This window comes from Pseudomonas sp. Irchel s3a10, from assembly GCF_900187525.1.
Lineage (GTDB): Bacteria > Pseudomonadota > Gammaproteobacteria > Pseudomonadales > Pseudomonadaceae > Aquipseudomonas > Aquipseudomonas koreensis_G.
Genome location: NZ_FYDR01000001.1, coordinates 540,802 through 561,351, shown reverse-complemented (window position 1 = coordinate 561,351; position 20,550 = coordinate 540,802). Strand labels below are relative to the sequence as shown.

Annotated in this window: 25 protein-coding genes and 3 tRNA genes; 9 read left to right on the top strand and 19 right to left on the bottom strand. The window is 60.1% G+C overall.

Features of this window, described 5'->3' with window-relative positions; all coding sequences use genetic code 11:
- Window positions 1-83 precede the first annotated feature (83 nt).
- From uvrY to CKW11_RS02520, 6 genes are all read left to right on the top strand, one after another.
- On the top strand, window positions 84-725 hold the full coding sequence (uvrY, locus tag CKW11_RS02545) for a UvrY/SirA/GacA family response regulator transcription factor (protein WP_024012761.1): 642 nt from the start codon (window positions 84-86) through the stop codon (window positions 723-725).
- 2 nt (window positions 726-727) lie between these two features.
- Complete coding sequence (gene uvrC / locus CKW11_RS02540) at window positions 728-2,551, top strand: excinuclease ABC subunit UvrC (protein ID WP_095136133.1); 1,824 nt, start codon at window positions 728-730, stop codon at window positions 2,549-2,551.
- Between the two features lie 32 nt (window positions 2,552-2,583).
- Window positions 2,584-3,144 carry a CDP-diacylglycerol--glycerol-3-phosphate 3-phosphatidyltransferase gene (gene pgsA / locus CKW11_RS02535; protein WP_003225417.1) on the top strand — a complete coding sequence of 187 codons (561 nt, stop codon included), beginning with the start codon at window positions 2,584-2,586 and terminating at the stop codon, window positions 3,142-3,144.
- 60 nt (window positions 3,145-3,204) lie between these two features.
- Window positions 3,205-3,280: transfer RNA gene (locus tag CKW11_RS02530), tRNA-Gly, on the top strand.
- A gap of 46 nt (window positions 3,281-3,326) precedes the next feature.
- Window positions 3,327-3,400: transfer RNA gene (locus CKW11_RS02525), tRNA-Cys, on the top strand.
- A gap of 193 nt (window positions 3,401-3,593) precedes the next feature.
- Window positions 3,594-3,680, top strand: a tRNA-Leu gene (locus tag CKW11_RS02520).
- A 309-nt stretch (window positions 3,681-3,989) separates the two neighbouring features.
- Here CKW11_RS02520 and CKW11_RS28625 read toward each other — a convergent pair.
- The 13 genes from CKW11_RS28625 to CKW11_RS28740 form a co-directional block, all read right to left on the bottom strand.
- A complete protein-coding gene (locus tag CKW11_RS28625; protein ID WP_177439963.1) occupies window positions 3,990-4,151 on the bottom strand; it encodes a hypothetical protein in 162 nt (53 codons plus the stop codon).
- Between the two features lie 202 nt (window positions 4,152-4,353).
- Window positions 4,354-4,860 carry a peptide-methionine (S)-S-oxide reductase MsrA gene (msrA, locus tag CKW11_RS02515; RefSeq protein WP_095136131.1) on the bottom strand — a complete coding sequence of 169 codons (507 nt, stop codon included), beginning with the start codon at window positions 4,858-4,860 and terminating at the stop codon, window positions 4,354-4,356.
- Window positions 4,861-5,068: 208 nt separating this feature from the next.
- Window positions 5,069-5,353 (bottom strand): hypothetical protein, encoded by a 285-nt coding sequence (locus tag CKW11_RS02510; protein ID WP_095136129.1) that lies wholly within the window; start codon window positions 5,351-5,353, stop codon window positions 5,069-5,071.
- A gap of 107 nt (window positions 5,354-5,460) precedes the next feature.
- Complete coding sequence (locus CKW11_RS02505) at window positions 5,461-5,691, bottom strand: hypothetical protein (protein WP_007964939.1); 231 nt, start codon at window positions 5,689-5,691, stop codon at window positions 5,461-5,463.
- 125 nt (window positions 5,692-5,816) lie between these two features.
- Window positions 5,817-6,047 (bottom strand): hypothetical protein, encoded by a 231-nt coding sequence (locus CKW11_RS02500; protein ID WP_095136127.1) that lies wholly within the window; start codon window positions 6,045-6,047, stop codon window positions 5,817-5,819.
- Window positions 6,048-6,116: 69 nt separating this feature from the next.
- The gene (locus CKW11_RS02495) at window positions 6,117-7,742 is read right to left on the bottom strand and encodes an ABC-F family ATP-binding cassette domain-containing protein (RefSeq protein ID WP_095136125.1); all 1,626 of its coding nucleotides are present in this window, start codon (window positions 7,740-7,742) and stop codon (window positions 6,117-6,119) included.
- A gap of 146 nt (window positions 7,743-7,888) precedes the next feature.
- Window positions 7,889-8,917: a DNA topoisomerase IB gene (locus tag CKW11_RS02490; protein WP_095136123.1), complete on the bottom strand. Its 1,029-nt coding sequence runs from the start codon at window positions 8,915-8,917 to the stop codon at window positions 7,889-7,891.
- A 69-nt stretch (window positions 8,918-8,986) separates the two neighbouring features.
- Window positions 8,987-10,066, bottom strand: coding sequence for a molybdenum ABC transporter ATP-binding protein (gene modC, locus CKW11_RS02485; protein WP_095136121.1), 1,080 nt, complete (start codon window positions 10,064-10,066; stop codon window positions 8,987-8,989).
- 3 nt (window positions 10,067-10,069) lie between these two features.
- On the bottom strand, window positions 10,070-10,750 hold the full coding sequence (modB, locus tag CKW11_RS02480) for a molybdate ABC transporter permease subunit (RefSeq protein WP_095136119.1): 681 nt from the start codon (window positions 10,748-10,750) through the stop codon (window positions 10,070-10,072).
- A complete protein-coding gene (gene modA / locus CKW11_RS02475; RefSeq protein ID WP_095136117.1) occupies window positions 10,751-11,518 on the bottom strand; it encodes a molybdate ABC transporter substrate-binding protein in 768 nt (255 codons plus the stop codon).
- A 169-nt stretch (window positions 11,519-11,687) separates the two neighbouring features.
- The gene (locus CKW11_RS02470; protein ID WP_095136115.1) at window positions 11,688-12,752 is read right to left on the bottom strand and encodes a nitronate monooxygenase family protein; all 1,065 of its coding nucleotides are present in this window, start codon (window positions 12,750-12,752) and stop codon (window positions 11,688-11,690) included.
- Between the two features lie 100 nt (window positions 12,753-12,852).
- Window positions 12,853-14,280, bottom strand: coding sequence for a hypothetical protein (locus tag CKW11_RS28745; protein WP_256582012.1), 1,428 nt, complete (start codon window positions 14,278-14,280; stop codon window positions 12,853-12,855).
- A gap of 15 nt (window positions 14,281-14,295) precedes the next feature.
- The gene (locus CKW11_RS28740) at window positions 14,296-15,294 is read right to left on the bottom strand and encodes a hypothetical protein (RefSeq protein WP_256582011.1); all 999 of its coding nucleotides are present in this window, start codon (window positions 15,292-15,294) and stop codon (window positions 14,296-14,298) included.
- Between the two features lie 188 nt (window positions 15,295-15,482).
- Between CKW11_RS28740 and CKW11_RS02460 the strand changes: the two genes are divergently transcribed.
- Window positions 15,483-16,466: an MDR family oxidoreductase gene (locus tag CKW11_RS02460; protein ID WP_095136113.1), complete on the top strand. Its 984-nt coding sequence runs from the start codon at window positions 15,483-15,485 to the stop codon at window positions 16,464-16,466.
- 80 nt (window positions 16,467-16,546) lie between these two features.
- On the opposite strand, the gene ada is transcribed toward CKW11_RS02460, so the two are convergent.
- The 4 genes from ada to CKW11_RS02440 form a co-directional block, all read right to left on the bottom strand.
- Window positions 16,547-17,614 carry a bifunctional DNA-binding transcriptional regulator/O6-methylguanine-DNA methyltransferase Ada gene (ada, locus tag CKW11_RS02455; protein ID WP_095136111.1) on the bottom strand — a complete coding sequence of 356 codons (1,068 nt, stop codon included), beginning with the start codon at window positions 17,612-17,614 and terminating at the stop codon, window positions 16,547-16,549.
- Window positions 17,615-17,700: 86 nt separating this feature from the next.
- Window positions 17,701-18,366, bottom strand: a complete 666-nt coding sequence (gene alkB, locus CKW11_RS02450) for a DNA oxidative demethylase AlkB (RefSeq protein ID WP_095136759.1) — start codon at window positions 18,364-18,366, stop codon at window positions 17,701-17,703.
- 62 nt (window positions 18,367-18,428) lie between these two features.
- On the bottom strand, window positions 18,429-18,599 hold the full coding sequence (locus CKW11_RS28620; RefSeq protein WP_095136109.1) for a hypothetical protein: 171 nt from the start codon (window positions 18,597-18,599) through the stop codon (window positions 18,429-18,431).
- Window positions 18,600-18,629: 30 nt separating this feature from the next.
- Window positions 18,630-18,932, bottom strand: a complete 303-nt coding sequence (locus CKW11_RS02440; RefSeq protein ID WP_041064472.1) for a DUF1883 domain-containing protein — start codon at window positions 18,930-18,932, stop codon at window positions 18,630-18,632.
- 212 nt (window positions 18,933-19,144) lie between these two features.
- Between CKW11_RS02440 and CKW11_RS02435 the strand changes: the two genes are divergently transcribed.
- Together CKW11_RS02435 and CKW11_RS02430 are read left to right on the top strand one after the other, a co-directional pair.
- Window positions 19,145-19,501 (top strand): hypothetical protein, encoded by a 357-nt coding sequence (locus CKW11_RS02435; RefSeq protein ID WP_095136107.1) that lies wholly within the window; start codon window positions 19,145-19,147, stop codon window positions 19,499-19,501.
- 72 nt (window positions 19,502-19,573) lie between these two features.
- The gene (locus tag CKW11_RS02430; RefSeq protein WP_027612691.1) at window positions 19,574-19,804 is read left to right on the top strand and encodes a hypothetical protein; all 231 of its coding nucleotides are present in this window, start codon (window positions 19,574-19,576) and stop codon (window positions 19,802-19,804) included.
- Window positions 19,805-19,807: 3 nt separating this feature from the next.
- Here the strand turns inward: CKW11_RS02430 and CKW11_RS02425 are convergent, their stop codons facing one another.
- Both CKW11_RS02425 and CKW11_RS02420 read right to left on the bottom strand, forming a co-directional pair.
- Window positions 19,808-20,095, bottom strand: coding sequence for a hypothetical protein (locus CKW11_RS02425; RefSeq protein WP_095136105.1), 288 nt, complete (start codon window positions 20,093-20,095; stop codon window positions 19,808-19,810).
- Between the two features lie 151 nt (window positions 20,096-20,246).
- Window positions 20,247-20,432, bottom strand: coding sequence for a hypothetical protein (locus tag CKW11_RS02420; RefSeq protein WP_007964653.1), 186 nt, complete (start codon window positions 20,430-20,432; stop codon window positions 20,247-20,249).
- Window positions 20,433-20,550 lie beyond the last annotated feature (118 nt).

The following is a 20,550-nucleotide window of genomic DNA, read 5'->3' as shown; positions in this document are numbered from 1 at the left end:
AATGATGCTTGCCGCTAGGTCTGTCTGGCACTTTTTGCTAAGGTGTCCGGCATCCCAATAAGACCATATCGCGAGGTGTCTGCTTGATTAGGGTGCTAGTGGTCGACGACCATGATCTCGTTCGTACAGGCATTACACGTATGCTGGCCGATATCGATGGCTTGCAGGTGGTTGGACAGGCCGAGTCCGGGGAAGAATCCCTGATCAAGGCCCGTGAATTGAAACCCGATGTGGTTCTGATGGACGTAAAGATGCCCGGTATTGGTGGCCTCGAGGCCACGCGCAAGCTGTTGCGCAGCCACCCGGACATCAAGGTCGTCGCGGTGACCGTGTGCGAGGAAGATCCGTTTCCTACGCGCCTGTTACAGGCGGGTGCCGCCGGCTACCTGACCAAGGGCGCTGGTTTGCCGGAAATGGTCCAGGCGATCCGTCTGGTGTTTGCCGGGCAGCGCTATATCAGCCCGCAGATTGCCCAGCAACTGGCGATCAAATCGTTCCAGCCCACCAACGATTCACCCTTCGATGCCTTGTCCGAACGGGAAATCCAGATCGCGTTGATGATTGTCGGCTGCCAGAAGGTGCAGATCATCTCCGACAAGCTCTGCCTGTCACCGAAAACGGTGAACACCTACCGCTACCGGATTTTCGAAAAGCTGTCGATCAGCAGTGACGTCGAGCTGACGTTGCTGGCTGTGCGCCACGGCATGGTGGATGCCAGCGCCTGATCATGACTGAAGTATTCGATTCCGGCGCCTTCCTGGCGACTGTCAGCGGGCGCCCCGGCGTCTATCGCATGTTCGACAGCGATGCGCGCCTGCTGTACGTCGGCAAGGCCAAGAACCTCAAGAAGCGCCTTGCCAGCTATTTTCGCAAGACCGGGCTGGCGCCGAAGACCGCAGCGCTGGTCGGGCGCATCGCCCAGGTCGAAACGACCATCACCGCCAACGAAACCGAGGCGTTGCTGCTTGAGCAGACCCTGATCAAGGAGTGGCGACCGCCGTACAACATTCTGTTGCGCGACGATAAGTCCTATCCCTATGTCTTTCTGTCTGACGGCCAATTCCCACGTCTGAGCATCCACCGTGGCGCGAAGAAGGCCAAGGGCAAGTATTTCGGCCCGTACCCGAGCGCCGGGGCGATTCGCGAAAGTCTCAGTCTCTTGCAAAAGACCTTTTTCGTCCGTCAGTGCGAAGACAGCTATTACAAAAACCGCACGCGCCCGTGTCTTCAATATCAGATCAAACGTTGCAAGGCGCCGTGTGTCGGCCTGGTCGAGCCTGAGGTTTATGCCGAGGATGTGCGCCACTCGGTAATGTTTCTCGAGGGGCGCAGTCATGCCCTGACCAATGAGCTGTCAACGGCAATGGAAGAGGCGGCGATCAATCTCGAATTCGAGCGCGCCGCCGAGTTGCGTGACCAGATCGCCTTGCTGCGCCGGGTTCAGGATCAGCAGAGCATGGAAGGTGGCACGGGCGACATTGATGTCATCGCCGCCTTCGTCAACCCGGGCGGCGCTTGCGTTCACTTGATCAGCGTGCGCGGCGGGCGGGTGTTGGGCAGCAAGAACTTCTTTCCGCAAGTGGGTATCGAGGAGGAGGTTGCCGAAGTCATGGCGGCGTTCCTCGGTCAGTATTACATCAGCAGTCCGGAGCGCGACCTGCCGAGCGAACTGATCGTCAACGTGGTTCCGGAAGACGCCACGGCTCTGATCGACGCCATCCACGAGCTGCGCGGTCGGGAGCTGAGCATCAGCCACCGGGTGCGGGGCACACGGGCGCGCTGGCAGCAGTTGGCGGTCACCAATGCCGAGCAGGCGCTGGGCGCACGCCTGGCCAACCGTCAACACACGGCTGCGCGCTTCGATGCACTGGCTGAAGTGCTGAACCTGGATGAGCCGCCGCAGCGTCTTGAGTGCTATGACATCAGTCACTCCAGTGGTGAGGCTACCGTCGCTTCCTGTGTCGTGTTCGGCCCGGAAGGCGCGATCAAATCCGACTATCGTCGTTACAACATTGAAGGGGTCACGGCGGGTGATGACTATGCGGCCATGCACCAGGCGTTGACCCGACGCTTCAGCAAGCTGAAGGACGGGGAGGGCAAGCTGCCGGACATTCTGTTGGTGGACGGCGGCAAAGGTCAGTTGTCGATGGCCCGTGACGTGCTCAACGAACTGGCAGTGCCGGATCTCATTCTGCTGGGTGTGGCCAAGGGCGCAACACGCAAGGCGGGCTTCGAAACTTTGTATCTCAATGATGCCGCGCATGAGTTCACGCTGCGTGGCGACTCACCGGCGTTGCACCTGATCCAGCAGATTCGTGACGAGGCTCACCGCTTCGCAATTACCGGCCACCGTGCGCGGCGCGGCAAGACCCGCCGTACCTCGACGCTGGAAGGCGTTGCGGGTGTCGGGCCGACCCGACGTCGGGACTTGTTGAAACATTTTGGTGGATTGCAGGAGCTGTCTCGTGCAAGCATCGAAGAGATCGCCAAAGCACCGGGGATCAGTAAAAAGCTCGCAGAGTCGATTTATGCAAACCTGCATAGCGAGTAGAATGCCAACTCACCTCGTAGCCAGTTGTGCCGATGAATATCCCTAATCTGATTACCGTTCTCCGCGTCCTGCTCATCCCGATCTTCATTTTGCTGTTTTACCTGCCTTATCAGTGGAGCTATATGGCCTCCGCCTCGGTATTCGCCTTTGCGGCGGCCACTGACTGGCTCGATGGCTATCTGGCCCGTCGCCTGGAGCAAAGCACGCCGTTCGGCGCATTCCTCGATCCGGTCGCCGATAAGCTCATGGTGGCGGTCGCCCTGGTATTGCTGGTGCAGGAACACGGCAACTTGTGGCTGACACTCCCCGCTGCAGTCATCATTGGCCGTGAGATTGTCGTATCGGCCTTGCGTGAATGGATGGCCGAACTCGGTGCTCGCGCCCATGTTGCGGTGTCCAATCTCGGCAAGTGGAAAACTGCAGCGCAGATGCTGGCGCTGGTGATCCTGCTGGCCAATCCCCGCGACTTCAGCTTCTGGGTACTGCTGGGTTACGCCTTGCTGATGATCTCGGCGGGCCTGACGTTGTGGTCGATGGTTCAATACCTGCGGGCCGCCTGGCCGCATCTGAAAACCGACGTTGAAAAGAAATAAAACTTTTTTGAATCAAAGGGTTGACGGGGCATCTGAAATCTATAGAATGCGCCACACCAAGCGGGAATAGCTCAGTTGGTAGAGCACGACCTTGCCAAGGTCGGGGTCGCGAGTTCGAGTCTCGTTTCCCGCTCCAAGTTTGTACGCGGTTGTTGTTGTGCTACTAAACAGCGATCGTTTGAGGCCGAGTAGCAAAATGGTTATGCAGTGGATTGCAAATCCACCTACGCCGGTTCGATTCCGACCTCGGCCTCCACTATAAACAAGCTCCGTAGATCCATGATTTACGGAGCTTTTTTATTTTCAGTGCGCTGCAAGATTTAGTCTTGAAATCAGCTACTGTGAACTTGCTTCACCGGGACGTGATGTATATATTTCCCGCTCTGCTACACAAGGCTCGGCTCTGTCAGGTTTGCTGATAGCTGATTTGAGCACTACACCGCGCTACCGCCCGAATGGCGAAACTGGTAGACGCATGGGACTTAAAATCCCCCGCTCGTAAGGGCGTGCCGGTTCGATTCCGGCTTCGGGCACCATCTTAAATCAAGGGTTTGCGGGCGAAAGCTGAGGCAAACCCTTGTTTGTTTCCGAGTCGCTATTTTTAACTGGCTCCTCGCCAATTCCTTCCATTTCTTTTTGTGCTTGCGCGGGTTTACGTTCATGAACGCGAGCACGAGAGGAGTCTGGCGTAAGTCACTTGAGTTGCACTCTCGTGGCTAAGAAGCCTGGATGTTTTTAACGTTGACGAATAATCAGGCCCAGCCCCGCGCTGGGCTTTTTTGTATCTGCTGTTCGGCCAGAAAACAAAAAGCCCAGGCATGCCCGGGCCTGTCAGGGAAAAACACTCAGCGCGAATCAACCTCTTTTGCAGCCTTGGCGTTTGATCGTTCCTTGCGCCTGCGCAGCCAGCTGAAGAATGCGTGTACCGGGTGTAAAAACGCAGCCAGTACGCACAGTAGCATGATGGTGAAAATGGCAATCAGCGGGAGGCTTTCGTGCGAGAACATGGTGGGGTACTCCTGTAGGCACTATGTTGGAACCCGCAGGCTAGACGCATTGAGCCATGCTTGCGATGAACGTATGTTCATCCTCGGGTGCTTGAACTGTGCTACAGAGGGCTCGCCAAAATGATTGATTCCAGAGGTGCGCACGACGCCGGCCTTCAGTTGAGGCCAGCGCCGTGCGTGAAGCGATTACGCAGGTGTGTTTTCAGCCGCGTTTCGGCAGCTTCCAGTTCGGGCGGATGAAATGGCAGGTGTAGCCGTTCGGGATCCGTTCCAGGTAGTCCTGGTGCTCAGGTTCCGCTTCCCAGAACGGCCCGGCAGGTTCGATTTCGGTGACTACCCGGCCCGGCCAAAGTCTGGAAGCGTCAACGTCGGCGGCGGTATCCTCGGCGATGTCGCGTTGCTCGTCGTTGAGGTAATAAATCGCCGAACGATAGCTGGGGCCGAGATCGTTGCCTTGACGGTTGGGCGTACTCGGATCGTGGATCTGGAAGAAGAACTCGAGAATCTGCCGGTAGCTGATCACGGCCGGGTCGAAGATGATTTCGATGGCTTCAGCGTGGTTGCCGTGGTTGCGGTAGGTGGCGTTCGGTACATCGCCGCCGCTGTAGCCGACTCGTGTCTGCAACACGCCGGGATAGCGTCGCAGCAGGTCCTGCATGCCCCAGAAGCAGCCCCCGGCCAGAATCGCGGTTTCGGTTTGTCCGGACATGATTTTTTTGCCTCTCGGTGACTGTGGATACGGTTCTGGTTATGAGGGCGCGTTGGCTATTTGCAAGCTTGACTCAGGGCTACGGGTTGCTCGAGACGGTGTTTTCAACAAAAAGCCCTGACGATAAGGCCAGGGCGTTGATGGGGTCGAGTGGTGAATTTGGGGCAATTCACGTCGAGTGATGGACTAAAAACACCACATCAAGCGGTTATACGAACGCTTGCCCGAAAAAGCCCCGTGGCAAGCGCTGCGGCCCGGCCAGTGCGGTCAGCCGTTCGATCCACTCCGAACGCCAGTCAGACGCACCGTGATCAGCCTTGGTGTGGCGCGCTGCGCGGCGTGCGGCATTGCGCTGGGTCTTGCGTGCATCTTTGTAGGCGTCGGTGTTGCGGCAGCTGCGGCATTTGACGCGATTGAGTTCAAGGCTTGAGGCAAGGTTGCTGCCCTTGTGACCACAAGCAAGATGTCCGTCTGTTTTGAAATGGATAACCATGAACCGTCTCCTGGGTGACGTGTACAGGTTTTGACCTCCCACACCCCGGGGCGTTCGTTACATCGGCCAGACGGTACGCCGGTTAGCTGTCGTTTATCGCGGCGCAGTCATCTGAAACGCGGCAGTGGCCGTTCGACAGGCTGTAGCGACGACAGGGTGCTGCGGATCAGCGGTGTGTCTTTTTCGATGTCGTTCAGTCGATCGCGGATGCGCAGGGCAGTCGGATGGCCGCCTTGATGATCGACCCAGTCGGCGATTTCCTTGCAGGCCGCCGCCAGGCGAGCCTGACGGGAGTCGAGCAGGGTGAGGAGGGTGGTGATGGACTCTTTTTCGGACATGGAACACCTCCGTTCAGACAAACCGTTGAGAGGCAGCAAAAAGCCCGCGGGCGGCGAGCGCTTTGCCGTTGGGGGGGCGCTGGTCCGTCAGCTGTTTTGAGTATAGACCCCACCTGTCAATTGCATCAGCCGGCCGATCGTCGCGCCGGTAGTAGCGAGCTGGCCGCATTGAGCCGTTGGCATTCGCGTCGGGCATCTTCCTCAAGATCGTAGCCATCACCGATGAAACCGCCGGTGCGGGTGTCATTGATCCGAAACCAGCTGCTGGCCTCGGCGGGCTCGTGCTCGCTTTCCCCGGCGCGGCGGCCGTGAATGATGATCTTGTTGCAGTGCTTCACGACAAATATGTCTTCCATGGCGTCACCACAGCAATTGGTGTCAGATCAACTATAGAAGCCTTGGCCAATCGTGCAAAAAATAGACAGTCACTTCGTCGGTTGCAGCCGCCATTCTGTGGCATGCCAATCCAGACGGTGCGTCGGTTTCAACGCTTGTAGAAACTCAATGTCGTGGGAAACCGCAACAATTGCGCCGGGAAACGTCTGCAATGCCTGCTCGAAAGCCTCAACCGATGCCAGATCCAGATGATTGCTCGGCTCATCAAGCAGCAACAGTTGCGCAGGCGTCTTGCCCCACAAGGCCACCGCCAGTGCGGCTTTCAAGCGTTCGCCGCCGCTCAGTGAAGCGCTCGATCGAGTGACCTGCTGCGCGCCCAGTTGCAGGTGCGCCAGATGGTTGCGCAATTCGCTTTCACTCAACGGACTCTGCAGCGCGAGCAGTTGCTCGATGATGCTGAGACCGTCATCCAGCAGCTGCAGATGCTGGTCCAGATAAGCCGCAGGAACATGGGTGATGCATTCGCCACTGGCGGGATGCAGTTGACCCGCGAGCAACCTGAGCAACGTCGATTTGCCGCAGCCATTCGGACCATTGACGGCGACGCGTACAGGACCGCTCAGCGCGAGGTTGAACGGTTGCGCCGGCAACCATGGCACACGCGCATCAATCAGCGTACAGACCCTGCGCGCAGCGGGCACTGAACTGCCGGGCAGGTTCATCAGCACCGCATCATCCGGGAGTACTTTGGCGTAGGCATCGCGCACCCGCGTATCGAGTCCGGATTTGCGCTGCTGATGACCATGACGCACCTGGCCCATGATCTGCCTCGCGGCACCTTTCAGGCCGGCGCGTTCGAAGCCCGAGACGTTGGCGGTTTTGGCGTTGCGCAGTGAGCGGGCGGCATGCCGCTGGATGGTGTCGTGCTCGTTTTGCAAGCGCTGTTGCTCGCGCCGGCGCTCGGTTCGGCTTTGATCCAGTGTCGCTTGCGCTGCCGCCTGATGAATCTGTCGTTGTTGCTGATAAGCGGAAAAATTGCCGCCGAACACCGTGGCGCCCAATGGCGTCAGCTCGACGATACGCTGCATCCGCTCAAGCAATTGCCGGTCATGACTGACAACGATCAATCCGCCACGCCAGCGTTGCAGCTCACGCATCAGCCAGCGCCGACCGGCGGCATCCAGATGGTTGGTCGGCTCATCCAGCACCAGCAGGCGCGCCGGACTCAGGAAGGCGCCGATCAACGCCAGTCGGGCTTGCTGGCCGCCGCTCAGCGACTCGGTCAAATCTGAGGGGGCAATGTCCGGTAGACCCGCGTCATCCAGCCATTGGCGCAGACGTTCGGGCAGATCCCAGCGTTCGCCGAGGATGTCAAAATCTTCCACCGCCGCCTCGCCGGACTGCAGCCGTTGCAATGCGCGAAGAGCGGCAGCGGTGCCCGTGGCGTCGGCCACGGTCTGCGCCGCGTCGGCGGTGAATGTTTGCGCGACATAGGCCAATGGAACCGAGCAAGACACGTTGCCGGCAGTCGGTTGTAGGCGTCCGGCAATCAGCTTGGCCAGCACACTTTTACCGATGCCGTTGCGTCCGACAATCGCGGTGTGGGTGTGATCGAATTGCAGATTCAGGTCGTTGAAAATCGTTTCGCCATTGGCGAACTGAAAACTTGTTTGATTCAGGGAGACGAGGGCAGGCGTACGCGAGACGTGAGTCATCGGCACCTCCGAAAAATATCGTGAAGACTGACAGTCGCGCTTCAGCGCGTGTCGCGATTACATTTTCAGAAGGCTTGATTGTTCACTGTCTGCGGTTGTCCTGAAGAGGGGAAAGGCCGCTAGCGTAGATCAGCGGTGCGCCTCGATCAAGGCGCGTCCATCATTTGCTCGAGAAACATCGCCAGCGCCACTTCCTCTGTGCGCAAGCCCTTGCGCACTCTCGGGCGTGGCAGTTCGGCCAGCGCACCGAGCAGGAAGCGCTCGACCACCGCCGGGTGGATGTAGCACTTGCGGCACACCGCCGGGGTGTTGCCCAGCTGTTTGGACACGCTCTTGACCATCTCCACCACGTGCCGTTTCGCCTCGGCTTCCGACTCCCATTGCAGTTCGCGCAATACCGCCAGGGCCAATGCGCTGCCGGCCCAGGTGCGGTAATCCTTGGCGGTGAAATCGGCGCCGGTAAGGGTTTGCAGGTAGCTGTTGACGTCATGGGAGCTGACGGTGTGCCGCTCGCCGTTTTCATCCAGATACTGAAACAGATTCTGCCCGGGAATCTCCAGGCAGCGCTTGATGATGCGCGCCAGGCGTCGATCCTTGACGGTGATCTGGTGTTCGATGCCGCTCTTGCCGCGAAACTGGAACAAAATCGCGCTGCCGTTGACCTCGACATGCCGGCTGCGCAGGGTAGTCAGGCCATAGGAGCGGTTGTCCCGCGCGTACTGGGTGTTGCCGACACGAATCAGCGTGGCGTCAAGCAGCGTGATGACCGTGGCCATGACCTTGTCGCGGCTGAAGCCGGGTGCGTCCAGCAGGGTTTCAAGCTGTTTGCGCAACTTCGGCAACGCCATGCCGAACTCTCGCAAGCGCGAGTACTTGTCGGCATCGCGCACCTCGCGCCAGCGCGGGTGATAGCGATACTGCTTGCGGCCCCGGGCATCGCGTCCGGTGGCCTGCAAATGGCCGCGCGGATCGGCGCAGATCCACACGTCGGTATAGGCTGGCGGCACTGCCAGTGAATTGATCCGTTTGATCACATCGGGGTCGGTGATGCGCTGCCCGGCCGGATCGAAATAGGCGAACTTGCCGCGCAGCTTTTTACGGGTGAGGCCGGGTTGGGTATCGTCGACGTAATGCAGGTCGGGCGGTAAGACGTCGGCTAGTGCGGTGTCGGGCATGGCGGTGTCCTTGGCGAATCGCTCTGTTACAGCGATTGACCGCGCGCCGTGGCCGTCGTGCCAACCAATTCAGGCCAGCACGGCGACGGCCTTGATCTGCGCCCACAAATGCTGGCCCGGGTGGATGCCAAGCTGATCCCGGGAGAAGCGGGTGATCCGCGCCAGCAACGGTGTGCCACCGGCGTCCAGACGAATCAGCACATGCGCGGCATTGTCCGCCGCCAGCTCGCTGACTACGGTCACCGGCAAGCGATTGAGGATGCTGCTGGCCTCGCTGTTGTGCAGGGCCAGACTGATGTCGCGGGCGTGCACCTTGCAGCGCAGGGCCTGACCGACCGCCATCGGTGCGTGAGTCACACGGATATTCATTTCAGTGGCCGGCAGCTGCAGGCTGAGCAATTGATAATCGGCATCGTAGGCGCTGACCTGGCCTTCGATAATCACCCCGGCGTCGTCGCCCAGCGCCATTGGCAGGTCCAGCCGGGCGAGGGTCTCGCCAATCGGGCCGCTGGCCAAGGCCTTGCCGTCGCTGAGCAGCACCAGATGATCGGCCAGGCGCGCGACCTCATCCTGCGCGTGGCTGACGTAAAGCACCGGGATGTCCAGTTCGTCGTGCAGACGTTGCAGGTAAGGCAGGATTTCGTTTTTGCGCTGGCTGTCGAGAGCGGCCAATGGCTCATCCATCAGCAGCAGTTTTGGGCTGGTCAACAGCGCGCGGGCGATGCCGACACGTTGGCGTTCGCCGCCGGACAGATGCTGCGGATGACGCTCCAGCAAATGACCGATGCCCAGCAGTTCGGTGGCTTGCGCCATGTCGACCCGACGCTGGGCCTTGGCGATGCGTTTAAGGCCAAATTGCAGGTTGGCCAGCACTGACAGGTGCGGAAACAGACTGGCTTCCTGGAACACGTAACCGATTGCACGTTTGTGCGGCGGGACAAAGATCCGCCGTTCGCTGTCCTGCCAGATTTCGTCGTTGATTCGGATAAAGCCTTGTTCCGCCCGCTCAAGCCCTGCGATACAGCGCAGGCAAGTGGTTTTGCCCGATCCGGAATGGCCATACAGCGCAGTCACGCCACGCCCCGGCAAATGCAGATCGACATCCAGGTTGAAACCCGGATAAGTGATTTTCAGACGTGCATCAATCATCGATCAGCTCCAGCCCGCGCGGGTCTTGCGGCTGGAGTAGAGCACCAGCAACACCACAAACGAAAACACCAGCATCGCCCCGGCCAGCCAATGGGCCTGGGCATATTCCATCGCCTCGACATGGTCGTAGATCTGCACCGAGACCACGCGGGTCTTGTCGGGAATGTTGCCGCCGATCATCAGCACCACGCCGAATTCACCAACGGTATGCGCGAAACCGAGGATCGCCGCCGTCACGAAACCGGGGCGGGCCAAGGGCAGGATCACGCTGAAAAAAGTGTCGCAGGGATTGGCGCGCAAGGTTGCTGCCACTTCCAGTGGGCGGGTGCCGATGGCCGAGAACGCGTTCTGCAACGGTTGCACCACAAACGGCATGGAATAGATCACCGAACCGATCACCAGCCCGGTAAAACTGAAGGTCAGAGTGCCCAGACCCAGCCATTGCGTGAAGTGGCCGAGAAAGCCATTGGGCCCCATCGCCAGCAGCAGATAAAAGCCGATCACGGTCGGCGGCAGCACGAGGGGCAGGGCGACGATTGCGCCGATGGGGCCACGCAGCCAGGAACGGCTGCGCGACAACCACAGAGCAATCGGCGTGCCGACGATCAGCAGGATGGCGGTGGTCAGGGACGCCAGTTTCAGGGTCAGCCAGATCGCCCCGAAGTCGGCACTCGTCAGCGACATTTAGAGCTGGTAACCGTAGGACTTGATGACCTCAGCGGCTTTCGGGCCCTTGAGGTATTCAACCAGCGCTTTGGCAGCGGCGCTGTCCTTGCCTTTGTTGAGAATCACCGCGTCCTGCTTGATCGGGTCGTGCATGCTGGCGGGAACGATCCACGCCGAACCGCTGCTGACTTTGCCGTCCTTGAAGATCTGCGACAGCGCGACGAAGCCCAGTTCGGCGTTGCCGGTGGACACGAACTGATAGGCCTGAGTGATGTTCTGGCCCTCGACGATCTTGGCTTTGGTCGCTTCAGTCAGCTTGAGTTTTTCCAGCACCTGAGTGGCAGCCAGACCGTATGGCGCAGCTTTCGGATTGGCGATGGACAGGTGCTGGTATTCGTTCTTCTTCAGGACTTCACCTTTGGCGTCGACATAACCTTCCTTCGCCGACCACAGCGCCAAAGTGCCGATGGCATAGGTGAAGCGCGAGCCCTTGACGGTGTCGCCTTCTTTTTCCAGTTTTTCCGGGGTGGTGTCATCCGCCGAGAGGAACACTTCGAATGGCGCGCCGTTCTTGATCTGGGTGTAGAACTGGCCGGTGGCACCGTAGGCGGCGACCAGTTTGTGTCCGGTGTCTTTTTCGAAATCGGCAGCAATCGCCTGGATCGGCGCGGTGAAGTTGGCCGCAACCGCCACCTGCACCTCATCAGCCTGAGCGGTACCGAAGGCGAATACCGCAAGCAAGGTGGCCAGGCAAGTCGGGGCAAAACGTGAGGCACGAATGGTCATGTAACGGCTCCGTTAGGGCGGGGGCAGAGGGCAGTGATTGTTGGAGGTGAACTGCACCGATGCGAAAGGTGAAACGCTATATAGCGAAATATATAGCGAAAGGCCGCTAAACAGGAAGTGCTGGTGAACACAGGGTGAGGTGGTGCCATGTCTCACCCTGCTCGCTGGGTCAACGACGAGCCAGTTTTGCCAGGGCGCCTTGCGCCAGTTGCCGGGTCAGATCAGCGCTGTTCAAATCTTGTCCCAATGGAAACGCCTGACCGGCCCAGAGGTTGCTGAACTGCGCTTCGTTTTTGGCGCGCAACGGCATCAAGGCTCCACCGGCCAGCGGGAAGGCCGGGGCTTTGGCCGACATCGGGCCGATTTCGCGCATCACCCGGTTGAGAATCCCCCGCGCCGGGCGCCCGGTGAACAGATTGGTCACCGCGGTTTCACTCTCCTTGGCGCTGCGCAGCGCCTGGTGATGGGAGGCGCTGACTTTCGCTTCCGGGGTGAACAGATACGCGGTACCGACTTGCACCGCTGACGCACCGAGTACCAGTGCTGCGGCCACACCGCGGGCATCGGCAATCGCCCCGGCAGCAATCACCGGCACCTTGACCGCATCGACGATCTGCGGAACCAGCGCAAAGGTACCGACCTGACTGCTCAAGTCTTCGCTGAGAAACATCCCGCGATGACCACCCGCCTCGTACCCCATCGCAATGATTGCATCGCAGCCGTTTTGCTCAAGCCAAACCGCTTCGTCGACGGTGGTGGCAGAGGAGAGGACTTTCGCACCTGTGGCCTTGACCCGTTCCAGCAGGGATTTCTCCGGCAGGCCGAAGTGAAAACTCACCACTGGCGGGCGAAATTCTTCAAGCACTGCGCACGCTGCCGCATCGAATGGCGCGCGGTTGGAAACCGGTGTCGGCGCATCGAAGTCGACGCCCAGTTCGCGGTAGTACGGCTCCAGCAGATGCTTCCAGTCTTGCGCGCGCTGTTCATCGGCGACCGGTGGCTGGTGGCAGAAGAAATTGACGTTGAACGGTTTGTCCGTGTGCTCACGAATAGTCTTCAGCTCTTCGCGCAGTTGCTCGGTACTCAGCATCGCCGCCGGCATCGAACCCAAGCCTCCGGCATTACACACGGCGATCACCATCGCTGACGTCGTGGCGCCGGCCATCGGGGCCTGGATGATCGGCAGCTCGATGCCGAGCAGGTCAAGGATGCGGGTGTCAGGCCATTGGCTCATTGAAGCGGTACTCCGAACGATGAAACGGGGCAGGGACGGCAGAGGCGGTTTTTAACAGCAAAACCGGACTCAGGGCCAGCCTGAATTTTCAATGCAGCGATCAGCGTCGATGAAAACCGCCGCCCCCGCCGCCCCCAAATGAGCGGTTCATGAATTGCGAAGAGTTGTGGAAGTTGTTGGTGCGCTGGTTGCCGAAGTTGCGCGCGGCAGACTCGCGATTGAGGTTCTGCAACTGCGCATTGTTGTTGACCGGCGCCGTGCGGGCCGGGCTGCCCTTGACCATCGATTGCCAGCCGTTGTCGGTTTTCTTGTAGACGTTGCCGTCGCGCCCGGCATAGACGTTGTCGCCGACCCGGGCGGCGCCGCCGTTGCGGCCTTTCACGCCGGCGTATTGCGTGGTCTTGTCGGTGTTGGGGTTGTACACCGCGCCACGATTGGCGCTGACCTGGGTGCCGGTGCGAGCATTACCTGCGGTCACCCGGCCACCGGCGATGGCGCCACCGTTCGGCCCGACCACTTCACCGCTGCGTCCAGCCGCGTAATTGCCGTTGTAGGCATTGTGCACCGCGCCGCGTTGGCCTGCCGCCGCAATGCCGGTTACCTGGCCGGCCCAGCGATTGCCGGTCCAGGCGTTGTAGCCGGCGCCATAGCGGCTGACGGTCGCGCGGTCGCCCCACTGACGATAAATGTTGCCGGTAGTGCCAGCCCAGCCACCGGGCCCCCAGGCCACAGCACCGCCGCGATATCCATAAGCGGCGCCGCCCCAGGCCAGCGGCGCGGGGTACAGGCGCGGGCCCCAGGCGTAACCCCAGCCGTAATTGCCCCACCACGGATAAGCGCCCCAGCCCCAACCCATCGCCACGGTGTTGCCGCCCCAGCTCCAGCCGAAGCCGAAACCGAAGGTCCAGCCGGTCCACGGTGTGTAGCGCATCGCGACGCCGAAACCGTAGGTCACCGGTGGCCCGTACCAGACGCTGCCGACCCAGGGCGTATACGGATAACCGGTGCCGTAGACCACCACACCGGTGGCCGGGTCCAGCGTCGACCCCTGATAACCCGGGGTGTAACCGACCACCACGGTGTCGCCGCTGGATTCATAGACTTTGACGTAGGTGAGGTAATGCATCGGCGAACTCGGCGGGATCGAATAGATCGCCGCCGGTACTGAACTGGCTACGGCCCATGGCCCGCTCACCGAGGTGGCGCTGAACCAGATGCCGTTTTCCACCGCATACCAACTGTCGTTGGCGACCCGGATGATTGGCGTGGCACTGTTGACCACGTACTGCAATGATGTGCTGTTGATCGCCTTGAGTTGCGGTTCGCCATCGAACTGCGGCACGGTCATTTTCACTGCACTTTTCTTGATCGCCGAGGTTTGCGGAATGGTCGCGGCGATCGCGGCTTCCCTGGCCTGTGGCGTACCTGCGACCGAGGCCTTGACGTTCTCTTTCGGACTGTCGTCGGGGATGTTGGCGAAATCTGCCGGCAGTTTGTCCGCCGGGGTAAACGTCCATGGGCCGCGCATGTCGGCCGCCCGGAACTAGCGTCCTGAGATCAGCACGTAACTGTTCTGGTCGCCGATTTCCTTGAAGATGTGCCCGGTGGTGTTGCTCACGTAGAGCAGGCTGGTGCCCTGAATCGGCGACCACTGCGGCGCACCATCGGTAACGATCAGTTCGGTGGGGGTAGTGGCGATGAAGATTTTCGGTTGCGGCGGTTTGGCCAGGCTGGGGATCTTGTCTTTCGGGTCACTCTGGCCGGTCAGCAGATCGACCTGGCGACTCTGAATCGCCGCCTGTCTGGCTTTCTCCAGATCGGCCAGAGGCGTGGTCAGGCGGGTGTATTCGCCGCTGAGGCTGTCGGCAACCATCCAGCCATCGAACACGTGCAGGTAGTGCTTGCCTGCGGCGTCCTCAAGTAGCAGCGGGCGAGTGTTGATCACCCGTTGCAGCGCGGTAGCGTCGACCGCTCTGTAGACCGGATCGCCATCAATGTAGACAAGCAGGGCAGGGACGTCGGAACTGATGATCGCCGGCGGGGTGTTCTCCAGTGGGGCGCTGTCGGCCTTCTGTTCCGCCGACAGTACGCCGACGGCGGCCTCGAGTTGATCAAGGGAAATGGTTTTCTTGCGGCTTTCGGCATCTTTTTGCAACGCCGCGAGCCAGACATCGGCCTGACTCGCATCGGCAGGGAAATCGGCCTTGATGATTTTGTATTGATCCAGCGCGACCCAGCGTGTGGCCTTGTCGACCAGCGTGTGCGCGCTGAACTGGACGATGCCGAAGGTGGGTTTGCGGTCGGCGCCGGTGGCTTCGACGGCGGCCCGGGCATTGAGGGTGTAGCCATCCCAGCTGTCGAGTTGCGGCTGGTACACGGTCAGCTTGGCCTTGCCGCTGGTGATCACTTGCGGCCACGTCGGGGCGCTCGTGGCGGTGTCGGCCGCAGAAGTTTTGGTGGCCGGGGCAGGAGCTGCCCAGGCATTGCCAACGGCCAGCAGACATAGCATCAGCATCGCAAGCAACGAGCGCGGGTAAGACATTGTCAGCTCCATCGACAGGGCCGCTTTCAGCAGGATGGCAGCGAAAGCACGACCGTCGAAAAAGCATAGCCGCCCGCTTCACAATTACCGGGCGGATTTGCGCATTGGCGCAAAGTCGGGTGGGGCAATGTGTTGCTTTGTGTTATTTCAGGGCACGAGGATTTGAATCCATTGATTGAGAGGCAGCCATGTTCAACGGCATTTTGATCGACAAAGACGACAGCGGTTACCGCGCCAGCCTGCAGCAGATCAGCGAAGCGCAGTTGCCCGAAGGCGACGTGACGGTGCAGGTCGCGTACAGCACGCTGAACTTCAAGGACGGTCTGGCGATCACCGGCAGCAGTCCGGTGGTGCGCAAGTTTCCGATGGTGCCGGGGATCGACCTGGCGGGCACGGTCGAGGTCAGCTCGCATCCTGCCTATAAAGTCGGTGATCAGGTACTGCTCAATGGTTGGGGTGTGGGCGAGAGTCATTGGGGCGGTCTGGCGCAGAAGGCGCGACTCAATGGCGACTGGCTGATTCCGCTGCCCAAGGCTTTTACTCCCGCGCAAGCGATGGCCATCGGTACCGCCGGCTACACGGCAATGCTGTGCATTCTGGCGCTGGAGCGTAACGGCGTCACTCCGGATCAGGGCGAGGTGCTGGTGACGGGGGCCAATGGCGGCGTCGGCAGTTTCGCCATCGCGCTGCTCAGCAAGCTGGGTTATCGCGTGGTGGCCTCCACCGGCCGGGTGTCCGAGCATGAGTACCTGAAGCAACTGGGCGCCAGCGAAATCATTGATCGCGCAACCTTGTCGGAGCCGGGCAAACCGCTGGCCAAGGAACGCTGGGCCGCAGTGATCGATTCGGTCGGCAGTCACACTTTGGCCAACGCCTGTGCCAGCACCCGCGCCGAAGGCACGGTGGCGGCCTGCGGCCTGGCTCAGGGCATGGATTTTCCGGCATCAGTGGCGCCGTTCATTCTGCGCGGAGTGACCCTGGCCGGAATCAACAGCGTGACCCAGCCCAAGGCTCGGCGGATCGAGGCCTGGGAGCGTCTGGCCAAGGATCTGGACTTCGCCCTGTTGCCCTTGATCAGCCATGAAATCGCCCTGAGCGAAGCCATCGACGCGGCGCCGAAACTGCTGGCCGGACAGCTGCGTGGCAGGGTTGTGGTCGACGTCAATCGCTGACAGAGTAGGCGTCATTGCGGCTCGGTGTGGAGTCGCTTTTTCATCGAAGAACAAGCCGAGCGCATTCCCGGCAAGATTTGCTAAAACTGGGTTTCGCGCTCCAGCAACTGGCGCTTGCGCTCCACGCCCCAGCGATAACCCGAAAGATTGCCATCGCTGCGCACCACGCGGTGGCAGGGAATCGCCACGGCCAGGCGGTTGGCGCCGCAGGCTTGCGCCACGGCGCGCATGGAGGTCGGCGCGCCAATGCGCTGAGCGATTTCGGCGTAACTGGCGGTGCAACCCACTGGAATCTCCCGCAACGCCTGCCATACCCGTTCCTGAAACGCGGTGCCGCGCACGTCCAGTGGCAAATCGAGGCCCAGCGCTGGCGCCTCGATGAAACCTACCACCTTGGCAATCAACTGCTCGAAGCCGGCATCGGCGCCAATCAGGTTGGCTTGACGGAACTGATCCTGCAGATTGCAGACCAGTTGGTGCGGATCGTCACCCAACAGAATCGCGCACACCCCGCGTTCGCTTTGCGCCACCAGAATCGCCCCGAGTGAGCATTGCCCGACAGCAAAATGAATATCGTTGTTGCGTCCCGCAGCGCGGTAGTCGCCGGGCTTCATGCCCAGTACCTTGTCGGCTGACTCATAAAAGCGGCTGTTGGAATTGAAACCCGCGTCGTACAACGCATCAGTCACCGAGCCGCCGTCTGCGAGCCGCTCACGCACCCGGCGCGAACGATGCGCCGCTGCATAGCCTTTGGGCGTCAGGCCGGTAGCAGCCTTGAACACGCGATGAAAATGGAACGGGCTGAGTCCGGCGACCTCGGCGAGTTGATTGAGTACGGGCACTGTTTCACTCGACTCGATCTGCCGACAGGCCATCGCCACGGTCGCGGCGTGCTGGCTGGCGACTTCAGTCTGATCCTTGCTCGTGCGTTTGCTTGGGCGGTAGCCCGCCGCTTCGGCAGCTTGAGCACTTTCGAAGAACTCGACGTTCTGCGGTTTGGGCAATCGCGAAAGGCTGCTCGGGCGGCAATAAATGCCGGTGGTCTTCACCGCATAGACAAACTGCCCGTCGGCCCGTGGGTCCCGCGCAACCACGGCAGCCCAGCGCGGATCGGCTTCAACGTTGATGATGGGCGAAAGCTTTTTCATGGCGAGTAGTCCGTTGACCTGTTTGATTCAGGTTAACCGGCAGCGATGTTGGTAACACTCCGGGCCTTGCGGTCAAACTTTTCAGATCACCCGGCGACACGCAAGGTCAGATTGATCCGACGTTCGCCCAGACGCGGATGTTGGCCTGGCTTGATCGGCAACACCCCGTGAAAACGCAAGCGATCGACCCCGCCCCAGACCACCATGTCGCCGTGCAGCAGAGGAATGCGCTGGCTCTTGTCGCTGCGTAAAAAACCACCGAACAGGAACATCGCCGGCAATCCCAGGGACAGTGAGACGATCGGCGCCGCGTAGGCATTTTCGTCTTTGTCCTGATGCAAAGACATCTTCGCGCCGGGGACATATTGGTTGATCAGGCAGGAATCAGCGTGGAAGTCGGCAAACCCTGCGCGTTGCGCCGCTGTCTGCGCCAGTTCGGACAGCACCTCAGGCATGTCTGGCCAGGGCTTGCCGCTCAGCGGATCCACAGCGCTATAGCGATAACCGCTGCGGTCAGTGATCCAGCCCAACGCGCCGCAACTACTGGTGCCCACCGACATGCTGAAGCCGCCCGGGGTCATCATGTGGCGTAACGGCGCTGCGGCGAGAATGCCATCCAGCGCTGGCAGCAGTTCATCGATCGCCGGCAGGGCGAAGCCGCGCAACACCCACGATTGCTCGCCGATCTGTTCATCGCGGGGCTGTTGTTCGAGAGCGTCGTCGGCAAACAGATCGAGGGTGGTCGGGTGCATGGCGGTCATTGAACCTCGTGACAGACAGTGCCAAGGGTATGCCACTTCTCCCTGGTCGGCACTTAGAGCGCTATGCTGACGGCGATGTCGCTGATCACGTCGTCAGTCTGGCCGTGGATGGCGTCCAGTGCAGCCTTGGCTTCTTCCACGGTGCCGTTTTCCAGTTGCGCGAACTCGAAGCGGCGTTTGCCGTTGAGCTTGTATTTGATGACGTATTTGGTCGTTTGGGCCACGATCGTGCTTACCTTTGCGTTGGGGGCGACTCAGCTGAGTTTGGAGCTGGAGCGGCGGATGATCTTGATCGAGTGGGTCAGGGTCGGTTTGCGCGTGACGCTGATGGCGCGACGGCTGACGGTGTCGATGGTGATGTTCCAGAAACCGGTGCTCGGTGCGGTGATGCGCGCTGGAAACGTGTCGAAAGCGCCGCCGTGGTAGGTGTGGCGTCCGCCGTTCTTGAAGGCGCGGAAGTTGGCGTCGTTCATCAAGCGGATGTTGCAGGTTTGCGAGCACTGGATGACGACGATGTCGTCTTCGTTGAGGTGCTCGCGCTGGTGAATGAATTTCATGGGCGCCTCCAGAAGGGCTTTTTCTACTAAATCAAAACGATAGCATGTGCGATTGGCGCAGTTTATCAGCCAGAACGGGTTATTATCCCGCCGTCGGGCGCTGCTTTGACAATTAAAAACAGTTATTCGCGATTCGATGCGGGTTTAATGGAGTGAGCCTCGGAGAAAAATGGCATTACTGCTGTCCGACGGTCTTTATGGGAGGTGTTTGTATGAAGTGGGGTGTGGTGTGTCTGCCGTTGATATTGGCTTTGGGTGGTTGCGCGAGTGTTTCCGAAATCAATGAAACCCTGCCGACCATGAGCGTGATTTCCGGCAAGAAACCCCATGAGTATGCTCAGTGCCTGGCAGACAAGCTTGCCAGCAGTCGTGGCGCGCTGCAGATGCAGCCGCACAAGGATGGCGTGCGAGTGATTGTTCCCGGGAAATTTGCCACCGGCGCGGCTGCGGTGTTTGATATCGAAGACCGTTCCGGCGGTAGCAGCATCAAGCTGCATGAGCGCATGTCCAATGTGCCGGTTCGTCCGCATGACGTGCGAAACGCCGCCAATGCCTGTATTTCCGGCTGATAGAATAGTGCTCATCAGCACCGATGCCGTCGCAGCCATGCTGTGACGGCATTTTCATTTCTGGAGTCGCGCATGAAGCGAGAGCAAGTACGGGAACGGCATGCAGAGGGCCTTATCTCTGCCACGCATGTGATTCAGAATCCGGCGAATTCGGGAGAATGGATCGTGTTTTTCAAGAAGAGCGCCGGTCGCAGCTATTTTCTGGTGGACGATAACGACGAAGTCGAATCCTTCGCCCGTCTCGACGACCTGATCGAGATCGTGCGCGGGCTCGGGATCAAGTTCGCCGAGATCCACATGTAGGGTCTATTTGCAGACCACCACCACGCTGCGGTTCTTGTAGTTGCCGACATCGACCCCCAGGGTTTTGTCGCTTTCCTTGGGCGCTGGTGTGCCGTCGGTACCGACGATGCGATAACCGGTGCCGGCGCAGGAGGCGTCAGCCTTTTCGTAGCAGGTGGCCCAGGAGTTGGCTTCGCCGGAGCAATCGATGCTCAAGCCCTGTTCGCCATTGTTCAGGTAGGTGGTTTGCGAGGTAGCACAGCCACCCAGGGCCAGTACCGCAATCAGCGGCAGCAATCGGTTCATGTTCATAGATGTGTCGTCTTCAGCGAGGGAGGGGCTAAACGCTCTGACAGCGCCCGAGTGAAAAGGTTATAGCGATTGGCCACTTGTTTGCACGGATCTTTCGCCCGACCATAAAAAACCCTGCGCAAGGGCAGGGCTCGGTGTGTGTCGCAGTGGATCAGTCCTGATCCTTGCCACGGCGCTTGGACGACGCTGGAGTATCGGTGAACACCGACGCTACGTCCGTCGCCAGTTGCTCGCTGTCGAAAGGCCCGGCAATGTGTTCGCCGTTGGTCGTGGTCAGGTTCCACTTGCCGTCTTTCTTGTCGATCACATACCCGTTGATGATTTTTACCGCGGCCATCTATCAGTCTCGTTCGCTGGTTCAAAGGCGCCATGATACCGACAAATCCTCACATTGGGGGATGATGAGCGTATGGTGATGCAGCGCATTTGCGTGTTTGAACTACTCTGTTTTCGCG

Coding starts and splice junctions, on each gene's coding strand:
- uvrC (WP_095136133.1), top strand. CDS start 728: ATGACTGAAGTATTCGATTCCGGCGCCTTCCTGGCGACTGTCAGCGGG.
- pgsA (WP_003225417.1), top strand. CDS start 2,584: ATGAATATCCCTAATCTGATTACCGTTCTCCGCGTCCTGCTCATCCCG.
- CKW11_RS28625 (WP_177439963.1), bottom strand. CDS start 4,151: ATGTTCTCGCACGAAAGCCTCCCGCTGATTGCCATTTTCACCATCATG.
- msrA (WP_095136131.1), bottom strand. CDS start 4,860: ATGTCCGGACAAACCGAAACCGCGATTCTGGCCGGGGGCTGCTTCTGG.
- CKW11_RS02510 (WP_095136129.1), bottom strand. CDS start 5,353: ATGGTTATCCATTTCAAAACAGACGGACATCTTGCTTGTGGTCACAAG.
- CKW11_RS02505 (WP_007964939.1), bottom strand. CDS start 5,691: ATGTCCGAAAAAGAGTCCATCACCACCCTCCTCACCCTGCTCGACTCC.
- CKW11_RS02500 (WP_095136127.1), bottom strand. CDS start 6,047: ATGGAAGACATATTTGTCGTGAAGCACTGCAACAAGATCATCATTCAC.
- CKW11_RS02495 (WP_095136125.1), bottom strand. CDS start 7,742: ATGACTCACGTCTCGCGTACGCCTGCCCTCGTCTCCCTGAATCAAACA.
- CKW11_RS02490 (WP_095136123.1), bottom strand. CDS start 8,917: ATGCCCGACACCGCACTAGCCGACGTCTTACCGCCCGACCTGCATTAC.
- modC (WP_095136121.1), bottom strand. CDS start 10,066: ATGATTGATGCACGTCTGAAAATCACTTATCCGGGTTTCAACCTGGAT.
- modB (WP_095136119.1), bottom strand. CDS start 10,750: ATGTCGCTGACGAGTGCCGACTTCGGGGCGATCTGGCTGACCCTGAAA.
- modA (WP_095136117.1), bottom strand. CDS start 11,518: ATGACCATTCGTGCCTCACGTTTTGCCCCGACTTGCCTGGCCACCTTG.
- CKW11_RS02470 (WP_095136115.1), bottom strand. CDS start 12,752: ATGAGCCAATGGCCTGACACCCGCATCCTTGACCTGCTCGGCATCGAG.
- CKW11_RS28745 (WP_256582012.1), bottom strand. CDS start 14,280: ATGCGCGGCCCATGGACGTTTACCCCGGCGGACAAACTGCCGGCAGAT.
- CKW11_RS28740 (WP_256582011.1), bottom strand. CDS start 15,294: ATGTCTTACCCGCGCTCGTTGCTTGCGATGCTGATGCTATGTCTGCTG.
- CKW11_RS02460 (WP_095136113.1), top strand. CDS start 15,483: ATGTTCAACGGCATTTTGATCGACAAAGACGACAGCGGTTACCGCGCC.
- ada (WP_095136111.1), bottom strand. CDS start 17,614: ATGAAAAAGCTTTCGCCCATCATCAACGTTGAAGCCGATCCGCGCTGG.
- alkB (WP_095136759.1), bottom strand. CDS start 18,366: ATGCACCCGACCACCCTCGATCTGTTTGCCGACGACGCTCTCGAACAA.
- CKW11_RS02440 (WP_041064472.1), bottom strand. CDS start 18,932: ATGAAATTCATTCACCAGCGCGAGCACCTCAACGAAGACGACATCGTC.
- CKW11_RS02435 (WP_095136107.1), top strand. CDS start 19,145: ATGAAGTGGGGTGTGGTGTGTCTGCCGTTGATATTGGCTTTGGGTGGT.
- CKW11_RS02430 (WP_027612691.1), top strand. CDS start 19,574: ATGAAGCGAGAGCAAGTACGGGAACGGCATGCAGAGGGCCTTATCTCT.
- CKW11_RS02425 (WP_095136105.1), bottom strand. CDS start 20,095: ATGAACATGAACCGATTGCTGCCGCTGATTGCGGTACTGGCCCTGGGT.
- CKW11_RS02420 (WP_007964653.1), bottom strand. CDS start 20,432: ATGGCCGCGGTAAAAATCATCAACGGGTATGTGATCGACAAGAAAGAC.